Origin of the sequence: Parasynechococcus sp. (assembly GCF_045559935.1) — a bacterium.
Lineage (GTDB): Bacteria > Cyanobacteriota > Cyanobacteriia > PCC-6307 > Cyanobiaceae > Parasynechococcus.
Genome location: NZ_JBJLJL010000008.1, coordinates 609,963 through 626,098, shown reverse-complemented (window position 1 = coordinate 626,098; position 16,136 = coordinate 609,963). Strand labels below are relative to the sequence as shown.

19 protein-coding genes and 1 tRNA gene are annotated in these 16,136 nt (G+C 62.7%); 14 read left to right on the top strand and 6 right to left on the bottom strand.

Features of this window, described 5'->3' with window-relative positions; genetic code table 11:
• Positions 1 to 3: 3 nt before the first annotated feature.
• The 6 genes from ACJ0G7_RS07695 to ACJ0G7_RS07670 all read left to right on the top strand — a co-directional run bounded on the left by ACJ0G7_RS07695 (position 4) and on the right by ACJ0G7_RS07670 (position 4,896).
• A complete protein-coding gene (locus ACJ0G7_RS07695) occupies positions 4 to 909 on the top strand; it encodes an oxidoreductase (RefSeq protein WP_043693645.1) in 906 nt (301 codons plus the stop codon).
• Positions 899 to 2,893, top strand: coding sequence for a 4Fe-4S binding protein (locus tag ACJ0G7_RS07690; protein ID WP_407395625.1), 1,995 nt, complete (start codon positions 899 to 901; stop codon positions 2,891 to 2,893). Before ACJ0G7_RS07695 ends, ACJ0G7_RS07690 begins: the two co-directional genes overlap by 11 nt.
• Before the next feature lie 4 nt (positions 2,894 to 2,897).
• On the top strand, positions 2,898 to 3,305 hold the full coding sequence (locus tag ACJ0G7_RS07685) for a transcriptional repressor (RefSeq protein ID WP_407395624.1): 408 nt from the start codon (positions 2,898 to 2,900) through the stop codon (positions 3,303 to 3,305).
• Complete coding sequence (locus ACJ0G7_RS07680; RefSeq protein WP_407395623.1) at positions 3,302 to 4,036, top strand: MBL fold metallo-hydrolase; 735 nt, start codon at positions 3,302 to 3,304, stop codon at positions 4,034 to 4,036. Before ACJ0G7_RS07685 ends, ACJ0G7_RS07680 begins: the two co-directional genes overlap by 4 nt.
• A gap of 67 nt (positions 4,037 to 4,103) precedes the next feature.
• A complete protein-coding gene (locus ACJ0G7_RS07675; protein WP_043693656.1) occupies positions 4,104 to 4,340 on the top strand; it encodes a chlorophyll a/b-binding protein in 237 nt (78 codons plus the stop codon).
• Between the two features lie 214 nt (positions 4,341 to 4,554).
• Positions 4,555 to 4,896, top strand: a complete 342-nt coding sequence (locus ACJ0G7_RS07670; protein WP_407395621.1) for a hypothetical protein — start codon at positions 4,555 to 4,557, stop codon at positions 4,894 to 4,896.
• Positions 4,897 to 5,309: 413 nt separating this feature from the next.
• Here the strand turns inward: ACJ0G7_RS07670 and ACJ0G7_RS07665 are convergent, their stop codons facing one another.
• Positions 5,310 to 5,612 carry a hypothetical protein gene (locus ACJ0G7_RS07665; protein ID WP_156957158.1) on the bottom strand — a complete coding sequence of 101 codons (303 nt, stop codon included), beginning with the start codon at positions 5,610 to 5,612 and terminating at the stop codon, positions 5,310 to 5,312.
• A 525-nt stretch (positions 5,613 to 6,137) separates the two neighbouring features.
• Positions 6,138 to 6,209 (bottom strand) — tRNA-Val (locus ACJ0G7_RS07660).
• Positions 6,210 to 6,267: 58 nt separating this feature from the next.
• Between ACJ0G7_RS07660 and ACJ0G7_RS07655 the strand changes: the two genes are divergently transcribed.
• Positions 6,268 to 6,750, top strand: coding sequence for a DUF2227 family putative metal-binding protein (locus ACJ0G7_RS07655; RefSeq protein ID WP_407395619.1), 483 nt, complete (start codon positions 6,268 to 6,270; stop codon positions 6,748 to 6,750).
• 30 nt (positions 6,751 to 6,780) lie between these two features.
• On the top strand, positions 6,781 to 7,593 hold the full coding sequence (gene mazG, locus ACJ0G7_RS07650; RefSeq protein WP_407395618.1) for a nucleoside triphosphate pyrophosphohydrolase: 813 nt from the start codon (positions 6,781 to 6,783) through the stop codon (positions 7,591 to 7,593).
• On the opposite strand, the gene ACJ0G7_RS07645 is transcribed toward mazG, so the two are convergent.
• Both ACJ0G7_RS07645 and arfB read right to left on the bottom strand, forming a co-directional pair.
• Positions 7,553 to 8,293, bottom strand: a complete 741-nt coding sequence (locus ACJ0G7_RS07645) for a dienelactone hydrolase family protein (protein WP_407395616.1) — start codon at positions 8,291 to 8,293, stop codon at positions 7,553 to 7,555. The two genes, mazG and ACJ0G7_RS07645, sit on opposite strands and share 41 nt — an antisense overlap.
• A gap of 13 nt (positions 8,294 to 8,306) precedes the next feature.
• Positions 8,307 to 8,741, bottom strand: coding sequence for an alternative ribosome rescue aminoacyl-tRNA hydrolase ArfB (gene arfB, locus ACJ0G7_RS07640; RefSeq protein ID WP_043693672.1), 435 nt, complete (start codon positions 8,739 to 8,741; stop codon positions 8,307 to 8,309).
• Positions 8,742 to 8,806: 65 nt separating this feature from the next.
• Between arfB and speE the strand changes: the two genes are divergently transcribed.
• Positions 8,807 to 9,652: a polyamine aminopropyltransferase gene (gene speE, locus ACJ0G7_RS07635; protein ID WP_043693676.1), complete on the top strand. Its 846-nt coding sequence runs from the start codon at positions 8,807 to 8,809 to the stop codon at positions 9,650 to 9,652.
• The gene (speB, locus tag ACJ0G7_RS07630) at positions 9,645 to 10,523 is read left to right on the top strand and encodes an agmatinase (protein ID WP_043693678.1); all 879 of its coding nucleotides are present in this window, start codon (positions 9,645 to 9,647) and stop codon (positions 10,521 to 10,523) included. Before speE ends, speB begins: the two co-directional genes overlap by 8 nt.
• On the opposite strand, the gene ACJ0G7_RS07625 is transcribed toward speB, so the two are convergent.
• Positions 10,517 to 10,915, bottom strand: a complete 399-nt coding sequence (locus ACJ0G7_RS07625; protein ID WP_043693681.1) for a cyclic nucleotide-binding domain-containing protein — start codon at positions 10,913 to 10,915, stop codon at positions 10,517 to 10,519. The genes speB and ACJ0G7_RS07625 overlap by 7 nt on opposite strands.
• 99 nt (positions 10,916 to 11,014) lie before the next feature.
• Positions 11,015 to 11,230 carry a hypothetical protein gene (locus ACJ0G7_RS07620; protein WP_253912865.1) on the bottom strand — a complete coding sequence of 72 codons (216 nt, stop codon included), beginning with the start codon at positions 11,228 to 11,230 and terminating at the stop codon, positions 11,015 to 11,017.
• 137 nt (positions 11,231 to 11,367) lie between these two features.
• Here ACJ0G7_RS07620 and gcvT point away from each other — a divergent pair, with 137 nt between their 5' ends.
• The 4 genes from gcvT (at position 11,368) to ACJ0G7_RS07600 (ending at position 16,078) form a co-directional block, all read left to right on the top strand.
• A complete protein-coding gene (gcvT, locus tag ACJ0G7_RS07615) occupies positions 11,368 to 12,471 on the top strand; it encodes a glycine cleavage system aminomethyltransferase GcvT (RefSeq protein ID WP_043693688.1) in 1,104 nt (367 codons plus the stop codon).
• A gap of 49 nt (positions 12,472 to 12,520) precedes the next feature.
• Positions 12,521 to 14,350, top strand: coding sequence for an aspartate--tRNA ligase (gene aspS, locus ACJ0G7_RS07610; protein ID WP_407395614.1), 1,830 nt, complete (start codon positions 12,521 to 12,523; stop codon positions 14,348 to 14,350).
• Between the two features lie 85 nt (positions 14,351 to 14,435).
• Entirely contained in the window at positions 14,436 to 15,569 is a 1,134-nt protein-coding gene (locus tag ACJ0G7_RS07605) for an RpoD/SigA family RNA polymerase sigma factor (protein WP_186484436.1), read from the top strand.
• A gap of 32 nt (positions 15,570 to 15,601) precedes the next feature.
• Positions 15,602 to 16,078: a Dps family protein gene (locus ACJ0G7_RS07600; RefSeq protein WP_043693698.1), complete on the top strand. Its 477-nt coding sequence runs from the start codon at positions 15,602 to 15,604 to the stop codon at positions 16,076 to 16,078.
• Positions 16,079 to 16,136: the final 58 nt, after the last annotated feature.

Genomic DNA, 16,136 nt, shown 5'->3' with positions numbered 1-16,136 from the left:
CCCGTGGCATGGACCGCTGAGGACATCCCCTCGCAGGAGGGTCGCCTTGCCCTGGTCACCGGCGCGAACAGTGGCCTCGGGTTGGCAACCATCCAGGCACTCGCCGCCCGTCAGGCAACCGTGATTCTGGCCTGTCGCTCAAGCAGGAAAGCCGAAGCAGCACAGCAACAGCTGCAGGATCAGGGGCTCAGCCGACTGGAGCTGCTGGAGCTTGACCTGGCCGACCTGAGCAGCGTGCAACGCGCTGCCGAAAGCGTTCGCGATCGCTACGGCCATCTCGATCTGCTCATCAACAATGCCGGGGTGATGGCGCCCCCTCGCCGCACCACCGTTCAAGGTCATGAACTTCAGTTCGGCGTGAATCACCTGGGGCACCAGGCCCTCACCCAAGCGCTGCTGCCCCTGATGGAGAACCGTCCGGATGCCCGCGTGGTGACCGTCACGTCGGGGGCCCAGTACTTCGGACGGATCCACTGGGATGATCCGAACTGGGAACAACGCTATGAGCGCTATGGCGCCTATGGCCAGAGCAAACTGGCCAACGTGATGTTCGCTCTGGAGCTGGACTCCCGCTTGCGTCAGCGCAGCAGCACCATCCGCTCCCTGGCTGCCCACCCCGGTTTGGCTCGGACCCAGCTGCAACCCACCGCCATCGCCAGTGGCGGCAACGGAGCCGAAGCCCTGGTCTACCGACTGATGGATCCCCTGTTCCAGAGCGCTGCCATGGGAGCCCTGCCCCAGCTGCATGCCGCCACTGCCCCTTCGGCCCAGGGCGGAGAGCACTACGGACCGAACCAGCTCGGTGGCCTTCGAGGCCACCCCAGCCGCTGTCGCGTCGCCCCGACCGCCAACAATCCAGTGGAACGCGAACGCCTCTGGAACCTGAGCGAACAGCTGATTGGTGCCTGACTCCGGCACGGACTTCCAACGGCTCGCTCCCTACGTGCTGGGGCGGGCGCGCCGAGGGGTGGTGGGATCCAGTCGCTATGCCCAGCGTCTGCGCACCGCCGTGCTGGAGGCTGCCCGTGACGCTGATCGCCGGCCCGTGCTGATCAGTGGTGAACCTGGTCTCGAGAAGGACAATCTCGCAGCTCTCATCCATTTCGGCTCCGGGGAGCGTCGTCGGCTGCTGCTGCGCCTGGACACGGCGGATCTGCAGGGAAGTGGTCGCCAGCTTCTCGACCATCTGGGTGAGAACAGCCTTCTGGTGAGTGGCATCGATCGGATGGAACCACTTCTGCAGCAGCGGCTGGTGGCCCTGGCCCGCGGTCAGGAGCCGGGATTTCAAGGGCGGGTGATGTTCACCAGTGAGAGCCCCGTCCCATGCCTCGATGCCATCGTGATCCCCATCAGGGTGCCTCCTCTGCGGGTGCGCCGCTCCGACCTGGGGGACTGGCTGCGGTACCAGCTGCGGCTGCAGAGCACGAATCGCGGCTGGAGCCGAGCACCGCAGCTGCCGGACTCGATCGTGCGTCGCCTGCAGAACCACGACTTTCCAAACAACATCCGCGAACTGGAACAACTGGTGGATCGGGCCCTGCGCCAGGCCCATCAGGACAGTCAGGTGGGGCAGACCAGCGCCGCAGCACCGCCGACGGTGTTGCCGGAAGCCGTGTTCTGGACGAACCAGCGGGAACGGAGGCTTCGTTTTGACCTCTGGCGCTGGAAACCGCAACTGCGCGAATGGATGCGTTCCCCCTCTCTTTGGAACGGTCTGTTGTTCGGCCTGGTGAGCTGGTTGTTCGTGGCGGCCAATCTGGCGCTCTGGCTCGGCCCCCAGAACCGCGCTGAGAATCCGGTTCTGATCCTGTTCTGGGCCTGGTGGTGGCCGCTGATCCTGCTGACCTACCCGCTGGTGGGTCGTCTCTGGTGTGCCGTCTGCCCCTTCATGGTCTGGGGTGAGATCGCTCAGCGCCTGACTCCCTGGCGCAAGCGGGTCTGGCCCCATGGCGACAGTGATCGCTGGGCCGCTCCGCTGCTGGCGGCGGGATTCGCCGCGATCCTGGTGTGGGAGGAGGTGTGGAATCTGGAGGACACGGCCTGGCTGAGCAGTTGTCTGCTGCTGCTGATCACCGCCGGTGCCGTGCTGGGTTCCCTGGTGTTTGAAAAGCGCTTCTGGTGCCGGCATCTCTGCCCCGTGGGCGGCATGAACGGCCTGTTCGCCAAACTCTCGATCCTGGAACTGCGGGCTGAAGCGGGCACCTGCGGAGGCAGCTGCAGCAGCTACGCCTGTTTCAAGGGGGGGCCTGCGGACGGCGAAGGGCTGGCCAGCCAGGGCTGTCCTCTGGGCACGCACCCGGCTCACCTCAGTGACAACCGCAACTGCGTGCTGTGTCTGACCTGCGCACAGGCTTGCCCGAACCGTTCCGTGCAGCTGCGGCTGCGACCGCCTGCCGCGGACCTTCAGCCGCGCATGCAGCCCCCTGATGGGGAGCGAGGTCTGATCCTCGTGCTGGCCGGCGGCATCTGCCTGCATCACTGGCAGCGACTGCTCGGCTGGCTGCCCTTGACTCCTGACTCACTTCAGGAGGGAGCTCTGCTTCCACGGCTGAGCATCGCTGTGCTGGCGCTCGCCCTGCCCGCCATGGCGGGACTCTGGCTCGACCGCCGCTGGCTGTACGCCGGCCTGCCATTGCTCTGGTCGCTGCTGCTGGCGCGCCATCTGCCCCTCGGCATGGGTGAAGGCGGCACGCTGCTGCCTGAAGGCTGGCCGCAATGGCAGGCGGACCCGCATGTGATCGGATTTGCACAGACCCTTGTGGTGGTGATCGGATGGGCCGGAGCAGTGGCGCTGTCGCAGCGGCTGATGCGATCCTTCGACCGGAACTGGCGGATCGGCATGGCTGGGCTTCTCTTGATTAGCGTCGGCGGACGCTGGCTGGTGGCGCATTGATCGGATGACGGACACCCTGCCCGCCCCAAGCACCCGTCAGAGAGCCTTGCTCGCCGCCCTCAGGGACTGCGGTGACGAAATGAGCGGGCAGCAGCTGCACCGCAGCCTGGCTGGTGGCGCCTCAGCCATGGGTCTGGCCACGGTGTACCGCAACCTGAGACAGCTGCAGCAGAAGGGGATGGTGCGCTGTCGCCATCTGCCGACCGGCGAGGCGCTGTATGCCCCGGTGGAACAGGACCGGCACCACCTCACCTGCGTGGACTGCGGAGAAACACGACCGCTTGATCACTGCCCGATCCATGGCCTGAGCGTGCCCCAGGACACACAGAAGGATTTTGAACTGCTGTTTCACACGCTTGAGTTCTTCGGCCTCTGTCAACGCTGCCGGGATCGGCAGCAGCTGCCGTCATGACCCTCGCTGCCACCTATCTGGGAGCGAACGGCTGGCTGCTCGAGGTGGGCTCGCTGCGGATCCTGGTGGATCCATGGCTGCGGGGCATGCTGAGCTTCCCTCCAGGGCCTTGGTTTCTCCGGGGGGAACTCGGAACAGAACAGCCGATTCCTGGTGACCTCGATCTGCTGCTGCTCACCCAGGGACTGGCCGATCATGCCCACCCAGCAACGCTGCGCCTGCTGCCCAGGGATCTGCCGGTGGTCGGCTCGGCTGCTGCTGCCCGTGTGGTGAAGTCACTCGGCTTCCACGCGGTGACGGAGCTCAAGCCTGGCGAAAGCAGCCAACATCAACAGCTGACCATTCGCGCCACTGCCGGCGCGCCTGTCCCGCAGGTGGAGAACGGCTATCTCCTGCACCATCCCGACGGCCAGCTGTATCTGGAGCCACACGGCTTCCTGGATCCCAGTCTTCCGCCACAACGCCTGGATGCCGTGATCACACCGATGGTGGATCTCGGACTGCCGCTGGCAGGAGCCTTCGTCAAAGGCTGCACCGTCGTGCCGGAGCTGGTGAAACGCTTCCAGCCTCGAACCGTCCTCGCCAGCACATCAGGCGGCGATGTTCGCTTCGAAGGAGCACTCAGCGGCCTGCTGCAGATGGCCGGATCGGCTGCAGAGACAGCGACATGCCTGCCCGCCGAGACCCGCTGGCTGAATTCCAGCCCTGGCGAGAGGTATCAGCTTCGCTGAGCGGAGAAGCGGGCAGGAGACAAATCGAAACAAACGCGTTACATTTTGTATCAATCGCGTAACGGTCATGCAGTCCAACCAAGCCAACGAGACCTGGTTTCAGTCCACTGCTGCCCGCGACATTCATCTTGAGCAGCTCAAGCGTGCTGAGCTCTTCAACGGACGCGCGGCCATGCTCGGAATCGTGATCGGAATCCTCACCGAAGGTCTCACCGGCGCCGGGATCGCTCACCAGATCGGCCTCGGCGCTCTGATTGACGGCTATGCAGCCTGCCGTACCCAGTTCCTTCCCTTCTGCTTCTGATCCTTCCGAGCCTCCAGCGAACAGAGGCAAGTCATCGCTGCAGCGCCTTTTCACAGGCTGCGACAGCGGTGACTCAACTTCAGAGGATCTGACCGTGTGACTTTGAACAGTCAACGAGCGTTGGGCTTCATCAAATTCTCATGCAGCACTGAGCTGCTGCTTCTTTCCAGAGATCGCGGCCATGAAAGGCTGAATGGAAAGAGAAGCAGTCAACATGCAAATTCCTGAAGGATCTCAGGGCACCAGTTCCATTCCTACATCCGCTTCACCTCAACAGCTGAGATCGCTCCATCGACAACGCCATGCCAGCGAATTGATCGAGTCGGCCAGACAATCACTGCGTGAAGAGTTAAGCCAAAACGGAACAATAGATTTCAACAAAGCCCAGCGAGACGTGATTCAGAGCTGCATGGTGATGAGCAAAATTCTTGAAAAACTTGAGGGCATGGCACCCATCGAAAATCGTGAGCGCATGATCAGACAGACCTCCATCACCCGCCATCAGCTCGAGAATTTAATCAGCAACATGACGCAATACAACATCAGCATTCGCTGAAACCATCATCTTCTAACCAGGCAATTCCAAAATACCTCTCAGGCAATGCTCACCCATGGGTGAAAAGAGTTGATCACAGTGAAGTGAACCAGACTGAATGGAAATCCATGATTCGCGCATTGGCCTCCTGTGTCGTTGCTTCCCTTCTGAGCGCAACTCCCGCCGTCGCTCAGAATCACAGTTATTTTTCGACGCCTCATTACGGCGGCGGCTACAACTATCGGCACAGCAGCACCGGGAACTTCGGAACCTTCATGCCATCCGCCGCATCAGGACACGGACATGTTCGAGCCGATCAAGGGTGGAATCAGGCAACTTTTGGCCATGCTTACAGAACGACACGGCCGAGCTTCCGTTACTGAATCCGAAATGATGCCAATCGATCATCGCGAAGATTCCCGTGGCAGAAAAAATCAGTACGCCCAGAAACAGAACAAATAGATCAGCAACGAAAGGCCGAACACAGCCATGCCAATCGACGTTTTAATGCGCATCCACTTTTTATCCCACTTGTAGGGAGCCATCACAAGAATTGAAAATAATGTAGACGCGGCATACAAAACAAGTGTGTGCTTTGGCTGCTGTTTGGACGACAGGATGACGATGCCATGCCAAAGAAATATCAGCATCGACGTATAGGAGGAAATCGCGCCGAGGTTGTAGAGCAGTTCCTTCCGTTTTTGCAACTGAATTCCAATGGATTGCGAGATTTTCACGAAGCGCAAGCCAGGCGGGACAATTTCTTATAGCCATCCCGCCCAAACCGAGCAAGCTCGCGGCGAGCACAACGGGGAAAGGCAGTGAGTGACAGCCGGTGACTCCTTGGCCAAAGTGATCGTGATGCCCGATATAAGTAACGATTCAGGCAAAAACTTTCAGACAATTCTCAGCATCTTTAGCTCGACTGGGGGAGTGAATTGCTTGTGGTTCCTGCAAAAGTGGATTCGAATAATACTCAGCCTCACAATCACGATTCATCCGATGACTTCAGTTTCCCAGAACCGTTTCAACATCCAGTGCTTCAAACGATGGAGATGACCTCAGCCATCACCATCTGAGTATTTGTCGGGAAGCCTGATGCCTCCCCAAGAACAATGGCAGGCTGAAAGCTATACAAAACCCGAAAGGGAAAGGCAGGGCAGTTTGATTGTGCTGATCGATCTCCCGACACAACCTCTTGCGTTCCACCTGTGGCATGAACACACGGAGATCAACCGGAGTGACGTACCTGAATGGACCAATGGGCGATACCGGGATCGAACCAGTGACAATCTGCTTGTAAGGCAGGTGCTCTACCGCTGAGCTAATCGCCCTCGCTGCTGATTCTGCCTGAACACGGCACGCTGATCCCAGCACTGCCTGAACCCCGTGATGGCCTCAGGCCGGAATCACGATCGCGCCACAGCTCTCTGGAGCCTGCCATGGGGCCTCGTTGTCGCGCTGGTTCTGGGCTGGCAGGCGGGACTGATCGCGGCAGCCTCCTTTCTGATCGGGGGGCTTTGGCTTTCACCGGACCTTGACACCCGATCACTGGCGCTTCGTCGCTGGGGAGCCCTGCAGTGGCTTTGGTGGCCCTACCGCACCCTCTTGCCTCATCGGTCGTTCTGGTCCCACGGTCCGGTGATCGGCACGCTGCTGCGCCTGCTGGTGTTGCTTGGCTGGGCAGGTCTGGTGATGGCGCTGCTGCCCGGCCGATCCATCGCCGAACTGCCCCAGGCGCTGTTGCAGGGAATCCGTCGTCATCCCGCACCAGCTCTGGCCTTGCTGCTGAGCCTGGAGGCGAGCGTCTGGCTGCATCTGCTCCTCGACGGTGACCCCTGGCCATCGGAATGGCGCGGGCAGCACCGTCGGTGAGAGGGTGGGCGCGCAAGCGAACCCAGCACCATGGCTGCCACCCGCTCCGAGGCCCTGCAGGAGCTGATCGATGTGGTGGCCAGGCTGCGGGATCCCGTCAGCGGCTGTCCATGGGATCTGGCCCAGTCCCATGCATCCCTGGTGCCATACCTGCTGGAAGAGGCCCATGAGGTGGCGGACGCCATCCGCCACGGCGATGACGACCACATCAATGAAGAGCTCGGTGACCTGCTGCTGCAGGTGGTGCTTCACGCCCGCATCGCCAGTGAGGAGAAGCGCTTCAACCTCGACACGGTGGCTCGGGGCATCACCGACAAGCTGATCCGCCGTCATCCGCACGTCTTCGGTGGCGACCTCCGCAGCTGGGAGGAGATCAAGGCGGCTGAACAGGCGGACATCCACGGATGCTCCAACAGCCCCCTGAGCGATCGTCTCGCCGGGAAAGTGCGCGCACTGCCCGCTCTCGCCGCGAGCATGACCATTTCGAAGCAGGCCGCCAAGGCGGGCTTCGAATGGGACAGCATCGACGGGGTCTGGGAGAAGGTGCACGAGGAGCTCGATGAGCTCAAGGAAGCGGTGGCGAGCGGCGATCGGGGCCATGCCCAGGAGGAACTCGGTGACCTGCTGTTCACCCTGGTGAACGTGGCCCGATGGTGTGGCATCGAACCGGAGGAAGGGCTGGCCGGCACCAACCGGCGCTTCCTGGATCGCTTTTCCCGGGTTGAAGCCGCCCTGGACGGCGATCTTCAGGGCCGCAGCATCGTTGAGCTGGAAACTCTCTGGCAACAGGCCAAGGCCCAGATCAAAGCTGAGCAGTCAGCTCCCGCTGCAGAAACGCCGTGACTGTTGCCCAGGCCTGATCCGCCAGTGGCGGATCCCAGCGCCAACCGTCATCCCTGAGAAACGTGTGATTGGCGTCAAACAGCACCGTCTCGTGCCGGAGTTCAACCAGAGCACTGAGGATCTGCTCACGAGCTTCTCCGGGAACGTGAGGATCTTCGGACCCGAACACCGTCAGAAGCGCTCCCTGAATCTCCCCGGCCCGCTGCAGTGAATCGGCGACGCCACGGCCGAGCCCACCGTTCTGAAGGCCTGTCGGATAGATGCAGGCCGTGGCCTTGATCTGCGGGCGTAGAGCCGCCCGGAACGCAAGATGACCGCCGATGCAGAAACCGATTGCCCCAAGGCGAGCGGCATCCACGGCCTCATCCAGCTCCAACCATTGCAAAACAGCATGGGCATCGGTGTCGTAAGCGCTGACCTCCGTGCGGCGTGCGGCGTCATTGCCACGCAGACGCCCGACTGCATCGGGTTCAATCACGGTGCCCACAGGCTCAACCCGGTGAAAAATCTCCGGTGCAGCCACCACGAAGCCATACCCCGCCAACCGGTTGGCCAGCCGCAGGATCGGGTCCCCGAGCTGATAGATGTCCGAATAGAAGAGAATGCCGGGCCAGGGTCCAGGCGCCACGGGCCGGGCCACGTGGATCCTCATCAGGCTGTCATCAACGGTCAACCCGATGGTCTGCTGCTCGATCCGCATGGATGGCGGTGGATCACTCCTCAAGTGTTGGCTTGTTGCGACGTTGCCGCTTGAGATCACCGCGCTTTTTCTTGGCCTCCAGACGCCGCTTCACAGCACCCCGACCTGGACGCGTGGCCTTCCGCGACGGAGGAGGGGGCTTGAGGCCCTCCCGCAGGAGATGCGACAGCCGAGCCATGGCGGCTTGGCGGTTCTGCCACTGGGACCGCTCCTCAGCGGCCACGACACGCAGACAACCATCGGACAGCCTTGACCCCAGCCTCTCCAGCAACCGTGCCCGACGGATGGGACCGAGCACCGAGCAGGCCTCCAGATCAAGGAGCAGCTCCACCCTGGAATCCGTGGTGTTCACGCCCTGTCCGCCGGGCCCTGAAGCCCTTGAGAAACGCCATTGCAACTCCCCGGCAGGGATCACCAGGCGCTTGTTGACGACGAGATCCTGCACCATGCATTCACGCTGGCATCTTCCCCCGGCTGCGGAGTTAGCTGGAAACAGTCGGAGGTCGGATCACCATGCCCGTTTGGGTTGATGAGGAACATCGGCAGGTCCGTTACGGACTCGCCGGTGAGGTGCTGGTGGAGAAAACCAGTCCGTTCCAACGGATCACCCTGATCCGCAGTGAGCGCTACGGCAATGCATTGCTGCTGGATGGCTGCTGGATGACGGCCGAGAGGCAGGAACGTCACTATCACGAAGCTCTGGTCCATCCGGCCCTCTGCGGCGCCGAGGCGATCGAGCGCGTGCTGGTGATCGGCGGCGGAGATGGCGGCACCGCCCGGGAGTGTCTGCGCCATCAGGGCGTGCAGCATCTGGACATGGTGGAGATCGACGGCGAAGTTGTGAATCTGTGCCGGACCCATCTGCCATCGCTTGGCGGATCCGCCTGGAGCGACCCCCGCCTGCATCTCACCGTGGGGGATGGCATTGCGTGGGCTGCAGACGCCCCGGACAGCAGTTATGACGTTGTGCTGGTGGATGGATCCGACCCCGCCGGCCCGGCAGAAGGCCTGTTCAACCGGGGCTTCTTCGAGCAGTGCCGACGCATTCTCAGACCTGGCGGCGTGTTCGGCACCCAGAGTGAATCACCGGAAGCCTTCCGAGAGGTGCATGTCGCCATGGTGCAACTGATCCGGGAGGTGTTCGGCCACGCGGATCCGATGTACGGCTGGGTGCCGATGTACCCCAGCGGATGGTGGAGCTGGACCTTCGCAGCCAAGGATGGCCCCCGGTATCTCCACAGCGACAGCCAGCGGGCAGCGGTCGTGACCTCCGACTGCGAGATCTGGAGTCCGCGCTGGCAGCAAGGGGCCTTCCAGGCCGTCCCCGCATTCATCGATCGGGAGATCAACCATGGCTGATCCGGACAAGCCGCCCTTGTTCGACAGGAGCGGCACCATTTTCATGGCAGCGAAACGCGATCCCTCCGGCTGCCAGGTTGGGCTCTTCGGGGTGCCCTATGACGGCACCACCTCCTTCCGTCCTGGAACCCGCTTCGGACCAGCAGCCATCCGTGAGGTGAGCCAGGGACTGGAGACCTACTGCCCCCAGCTGGATCGGGACCTGGAGGATCTGAGCTTCGCCGATCTGGGAGCCGTGGAGATCCCCTTCGGAGCCCCCGAGCCGGTGCTGGAGCTGGTTCGTCAGGCCACAGCCACGGTTCTGACCCAGGGACTACGGCCCTTGATGCTCGGTGGAGAACACTCGATCAGCTCCGGCGCTGTGGCCGCCGTGGCGGAACGGCACCCCGATCTGGTGCTGGTGCAGCTCGACGCCCACGCTGACCTGCGCGACAGCTGGCTGGGGACACGGCACAGCCATGCCTGTGCCATGCGTCGCTGTCTGGACGTGCTGCCCAGCGGACAGCTGTTGCAACTGGCGATCCGCAGCGGCACCCGAGAAGAGTTCCAGGAACTGAAGGCCAGCGGTCGTCGGATCACGGATGCAGAAGCGTTGCGGCAAGCCCTGACACCACTGCAAGGGAAACCGATCTATCTCACGGTGGATCTGGACTGGTTTGATCCAGCGGTCCTACCCGGCACAGGCACACCGGAACCCGGAGGCTTCCACTGGCGGGACTTCGCCGCCGTGATCGAGATCCTGCAACACCATCAGCTGGTGGCGGCCGATGTGGTGGAACTCGCTCCGCAGCTCGACACCAGTGGGATCAGCGCTGTCTTGGCCGCCAAGGTCACCCGCAGCCTGCTGCTGCTGCTCGGAAACCGTCAATAGAAGTGCCGCGCCTGGCTGCGCTGCTGCCGCAGCCGCTGGTGCTGCTTCAGCAGCAGATCGAGCACGAGGGTGGGATGCCGATGAATCAAGGTCAGAAAACCGGTCCGATTCAATCGGATCAGCGCCAGCGGAGTCAGTGCCCTTGCATCACGACTGTGATATTCGGTGGCCGCAACGAGATCTTCGTAGAAGAACAGTTCACCAGGCCCGTAACGCATGCGATTGCGAGGGCCACTGCTGAGCTCCACGAGGCCTCTCTGAACGACGTGGATCGCCTGAACCGGCTCTCCCCTCCGAAACACCAACGCACCGGTCGGAAGGGTGAGGCGGTCCCCCTCAGGGTGCTCCTCCATCAGCTCGAGCGGCGTCGCTTTGGTGCCGGAAGCACTCAAGTCCAATCAAATCCAAACAATCATCTTCTGATCATCTCTGCTTTTACAAGGTGAGCAGGAGCACACATGTGCAAATTGGCTCGGTTTCTTGAGTCGGCCTCAAGCCAAGGCCCGGTCAAGTTCCAGCTGATGGTCCATCTCCTGGACAACGGCGGCGCCGATCCTGGGCAGCTCCGGCGACCTTGGCGTCCAGTGGTGACAGACCACCAGATCAGCCACCTCAGCGTGAACCTCCAGACGGCGCAAGCGGCACCAACCGGCAGCAGCCGCTCCTCCACCGGAGCAGTGCTGACAGGTTCGGCAACAGAGCCGCATGGACACGGGGAGATCCCCTGAATGAAAGCTCAGGGTAAGGACGGTTCAGAAAATGGACGAAGTCAGCACACGAATTTCCGGTTTCACTTCCAACTGCTGAAGCGGTCCATAAGATTGCGCGTCGCCACTGATGGGCCATGGCACTCCTGCGTACCCCGCTCCACGACCTCTGCCGCGAGGGCGGTGGCCGCATGGTCCCCTTTGCCGGATGGGAGATGCCGGTGCAGTTCAGCGGATTGATTCAGGAACACAAAGCTGTCCGTGAACGGATGGGGATGTTCGACATCTCCCACATGGGCGTCCTGCGACTGGAGGGCCCGAAGCCCAAGGATGCTCTGCAACAGCTCGTCCCAACCGACCTTCACCGCATCGGCCCGGGTGAAGCCTGCTACACGGTGCTGCTCAACGACCGCGGAGGCATCCGCGACGATCTGATCGTCTACGACCGCGGTGCCCTGGATGCTGATCGCGGCTCACTTGTTCTGGTGATCAACGCGGCCTGCGCCGACAACGACACCGCCTGGATCCGTGAACGGATGGAACCGGCTGGACTGACGGTCACCGACAGCAAGGCTGACGGTGTGCTGCTGGCCCTCCAGGGTCCGCAGGCCATCCCCCTGCTGGAACGTCTCAGTGGCAGCGATCTGAGTGGGCTTCCCCGCTTCGGGCACCGAGACCTGACCCTTGAAGGGCTGAGTCAACCGGTGTTCACGGCCCGGACGGGGTACACCGGTGAGGACGGCGCGGAGCTGCTGCTCAGCGCCGCCGACGGGCCGAAGTTCTGGAAACAGCTGCTGGAGGAGGGCGTCACTCCCTGCGGACTGGGAGCACGGGACACCTTGCGCCTCGAAGCAGCCATGCATCTCTACGGGCAGGACATGGACGCTGACACCACCCCCTTCGAAGCAGGGCTGGGATGGCTGGTGCACCTCGAAATGCCTGCGGACTTCGTGGGCCGGCAGGCGCTGGAACGGGCTGCCGAAGTCGGCCCGTCCCGACGACTGGTGGGGCTGAAACTGCAGGGACGCGCCATCGCCCGCCATGACTACCCAGTGCTGCACAACGGCGAACACATCGGCATCGTCACCAGCGGAACCTGGTCTCCGACCCTTGAGGAGCCCATCGCCCTGGCCTCGGTGCCACCGGCGCTGGCCAAAGTCGGCACCGAACTGAGCGTTGAGATCCGCGGCAAGGCCCAACCCGCCACCGTTGTCAAACGGCCCTTCTATCGACGGGCCTGAGGCGGGCCTGAGCTATGGGAAACTCGCCTGTCACCATCTGAGACACCCCATGCGCAGCAACGGTTGCGGCGACCTGCGCGAGCAGAACATCGACGACGCTGTGCAGCTCTGCGGCTGGGTGGACCGGCGTCGAGACCACGGCGGGGTGATCTTCATCGATCTGCGCGATCGCAGCGGCACCGTCCAGATCACAGTGGACCCTGACCTCGGAGCCGAGGCTTTTGCCGTTGCGGAACACCTGCGCAGCGAAACCGTGCTGCAAGTGAACGGCAAGGTGCGGGCCCGACCAGCGGAATCCCTGAACGACAAGCTGGCCACCGGTGCCGTGGAGGTGCTGGCCAGCGGCATCACCGTGCTGAACAGCGTGAAGGGCAATCTGCCTTTTCCGGTGTCGGTGCACGACGAGGAAAACACACGCGAGGAGTTGCGGCTGCGCCATCGCTACCTGGATCTGCGCCGCAAGCGCATGAACGACAACCTGCGTCTGCGGGCCCAGACGATCCAGGCGGCCCGCCGCTTTCTCGAGAGCGAGGGCTTCATTGAGGTGGAAACCCCGGTGCTCACACGCTCCACCCCGGAAGGCGCCCGCGATTACGTGCTGCCCAGCCGCGTCTGCGGTGGCGAATGGTTCGCTCTGCCCCAGTCACCCCAGCTGTTCAAGCAGCTGCTGATGGTGGGCGGCATCGAGCGGTACTACCAGGTGGCTCGCTGCTTCCGCGACGAAGACCTGCGCGCCGATCGCCAGCCGGAATTCACCCAGCTGGACATTGAGATGAGCTTCATGGACCAGGAGCAGATCCTGGAGCTGAACGAATCCCTGATCTGCTCCATCTGGAAGGGTGTGAAGGGCATCGAACTGCCGAGGCCATTCCCGCGCATGACCTGGCATGACGCCATGGAGCGCTACGGCACCGACCGACCCGACACCCGTTACGGCATGGAGCTCACCAACGTGAGCGACATCGTCAAGGACATGGGCTTCAAGGTGTTCAGCGGTGCCGTCCAATCCGGTGGATCGGTGAAATGCATCGCCGTCCCCGGCGGCAACGACGCCCTCTCCAATGTGCGGATCAAGCCCGGCGGCGACGTGTTCAGCGAAGCCCAGAAAGCCGGAGCCGGTGGCCTGGCCTTCATCCGCGTGCGGGATGGCGGCGAGATCGACACCATCGGCGCCATCAAGGACAACCTCAGCGACGAGCAGAAGCAGGAGCTGCTCAGCCGCACTGGCGCGGAACCCGGAACGCTGCTGCTGTTCGGAGCCGGAGACACCGCCACGGTGAACAAGGCGCTCGACCGCGTGCGCCAGTACCTGGCCAAGGAGCTGGGCATGGTCAAGGCCGAGCGCGACAACGACCAGTGGAACTTCCTCTGGGTGGTGGACTTCCCGATGTTCGAATTCAACAGCGACGAAAACCGCTACGAAGCGCTGCACCACCCCTTCTGCGCACCGAACATCCAGGATCTCGGCAGTGATCCGACCCAATGGGCAAGCACTCTGCCCTCAGCCCGTGCCCAGGCCTACGACCTGGTGCTCAATGGTCTGGAACTGGGCGGTGGCTCCCTGCGCATCCACGACTCCGCCTTGCAGCGCCAGGTGCTGCAGACCGTCGGTCTGCCCTTGGAGGCAGCCCAGGAGCAGTTCGGCTTCCTGATGGATGCTCTCGATGTGGGCGCCCCACCTCACGGCGGCCTGGCCTTCGGAGTGGACCGCATGGTGATGCTGCTGGCCGGTGAGGAATCGATCCGCGACACCATCGCCTTCCCCAAGACCCAACAGGCCCGTTGCCTGATGACCAGCGCCCCCGGCGGCGTGGCCGACAAGCAGCTGGAGGAGCTGCACGTCGCCAGCACCTGGGTGGATCCCGACACAGAAGCCTGAGCAGATCCCGAAGGGATTCGGCGCTTTTCTCGCACCGGAAGAATCCAGAGGGAACAGTGAAGTCGGATACCTCTGCTTTGCGCTGTTGCCCCGCCAACCCCGACGGACAGGGGAAACCCGTGAACGCCGCAGCCGCAGCACGACGGATCTGCTGCGGCTGTACCTGCAGGACATCGGCCGCGTTGATCTGCTGACCAATGAGGAGGAGGTGACCCTGGCGCGCCTGGTGCAACAGCGTGAAACGCTGCTGCACCAGCAGAAGGATCTTGCCGAGCACGATCCCGCCATCAGCGAGCTGCATCGCCTGGAGGAACTGCAGCGACGCGAAGCGAATCAACACAGCCACTGGCCGACTCGACAGGAGTGGGCCAGGGCCGCAGGGATCAGTCTTCAGGAACTGCAGAACAGGCTCGAGGCCGGCTATTCCGCCTGGGCGCAGCAGGCCTCTCTGGAGCCGAAAACGCTCAGGACGGCACTGCGTGAGGGGAGACGGGCCAAGGACCACATGATCCAGGCCAACCTTCGCCTGGTGGTGGCCGTCGCCAAGAAATATCAACAACGGGGCATGGAACTGCTGGATCTGGTGCAGGAAGGCACCCTCGGCCTGGAACGGGCGGTGGAAAAGTTTGATCCCACCCGTGGCTTCCGCTTCAGCACCTATGCCTACTGGTGGATCCGTCAGGGCATCACCCGGGCGATCGCGACCCAGAGCCGCACCATCCGACTGCCGGTGCACGTCACCGAGAAATTGAACCGCATCAAACGGGTGCAGCAGGAAATCGCCAGCAACGAGGGGAGGATTGCCTCAATCTCCGATCTGGCCCGTGAACTGGGTCTCTCGGAAGACACCGTGCGGCAGACCCTGGCGCGGGTGCCCCGATCGGTCTCACTCGACACCCGTGTCGGTCGCGATCAGGACACGCAACTGGGGGATCTCATCGAAGACGGCAAGGCCACTCCGGAACAGACCCTCACCCACGATGAACTGCACAACGACCTGGAGCACCTGCTGGATGAACTCACCAGCCGGGAGGCCGCTGTGCTGCGTCGACGCTTCGGACTGGAGGACGACACGCCCCAGACCCTGGCCCAGATCGGGGAGCAGCTCAAACTCTCCAGGGAGAGAGTGCGCCAGATCGAAACCCGTGCCCTGCTGAAACTGAGGCAGCCCCAGCGCCGCAGCAAGGTTCGCGATTACATCCAGGGCTTGGATTCCTGATCCACAATCCCATCGTCATCACACCAGCAACCATGGGCGCTTCCATCGACATCGGCATCAGCGCCCAGCAACGTCAACAGATTTCCGAAGGTCTGAGTCGGGTGCTGGCCGATACCTATGTGCTTTACGGCAAAACGCACGGCTTCCACTGGAACGTCACTGGACCGATGTTCAACACGCTCCATCTGATGTTCATGGAGCAGTACACGGAGCTGTGGACTGCCCTCGACGAGATCGCAGAACGGATTCGGGCCCTCGGAGTACCGGCACCATTCGGCAGCACCCTCAGCGCCTTGGCCTCGCTTGAGGATTCGTCCAGCCTCACACCAGCAGCGATGCAGATGGTGCGCGAACTGGTGGACGGTCACGAGGCAGTGGCGCGAACGGCCCGCAGCGTGTTTTCAGTGGCTGATGAAGCCAACGATCAGCCCAGTGCTGATCTGCTCACGCAGCGCCTGCAGATCCACGAAAAAACCGCCTGGATGTTGCGCAGCCTGCTAGAGGACTGAACGGATCGTTGCCTGGGGCTCTGGAGGCCAAGGGCGACGAAAGGTACCGTAAAGAATC

Coding starts and splice junctions, on each gene's coding strand:
- ACJ0G7_RS07685 (WP_407395624.1), top strand. CDS start 2,898: ATGACGGACACCCTGCCCGCCCCAAGCACCCGTCAGAGAGCCTTGCTC.
- ACJ0G7_RS07680 (WP_407395623.1), top strand. CDS start 3,302: ATGACCCTCGCTGCCACCTATCTGGGAGCGAACGGCTGGCTGCTCGAG.
- ACJ0G7_RS07675 (WP_043693656.1), top strand. CDS start 4,104: ATGCAGTCCAACCAAGCCAACGAGACCTGGTTTCAGTCCACTGCTGCC.
- ACJ0G7_RS07670 (WP_407395621.1), top strand. CDS start 4,555: ATGCAAATTCCTGAAGGATCTCAGGGCACCAGTTCCATTCCTACATCC.
- ACJ0G7_RS07655 (WP_407395619.1), top strand. CDS start 6,268: ATGGCCTCAGGCCGGAATCACGATCGCGCCACAGCTCTCTGGAGCCTG.
- mazG (WP_407395618.1), top strand. CDS start 6,781: ATGGCTGCCACCCGCTCCGAGGCCCTGCAGGAGCTGATCGATGTGGTG.
- ACJ0G7_RS07645 (WP_407395616.1), bottom strand. CDS start 8,293: ATGCGGATCGAGCAGCAGACCATCGGGTTGACCGTTGATGACAGCCTG.
- arfB (WP_043693672.1), bottom strand. CDS start 8,741: ATGGTGCAGGATCTCGTCGTCAACAAGCGCCTGGTGATCCCTGCCGGG.
- speE (WP_043693676.1), top strand. CDS start 8,807: ATGCCCGTTTGGGTTGATGAGGAACATCGGCAGGTCCGTTACGGACTC.
- speB (WP_043693678.1), top strand. CDS start 9,645: ATGGCTGATCCGGACAAGCCGCCCTTGTTCGACAGGAGCGGCACCATT.
- ACJ0G7_RS07620 (WP_253912865.1), bottom strand. CDS start 11,230: ATGCGGCTCTGTTGCCGAACCTGTCAGCACTGCTCCGGTGGAGGAGCG.
- gcvT (WP_043693688.1), top strand. CDS start 11,368: ATGGCACTCCTGCGTACCCCGCTCCACGACCTCTGCCGCGAGGGCGGT.
- aspS (WP_407395614.1), top strand. CDS start 12,521: ATGCGCAGCAACGGTTGCGGCGACCTGCGCGAGCAGAACATCGACGAC.
- ACJ0G7_RS07600 (WP_043693698.1), top strand. CDS start 15,602: ATGGGCGCTTCCATCGACATCGGCATCAGCGCCCAGCAACGTCAACAG.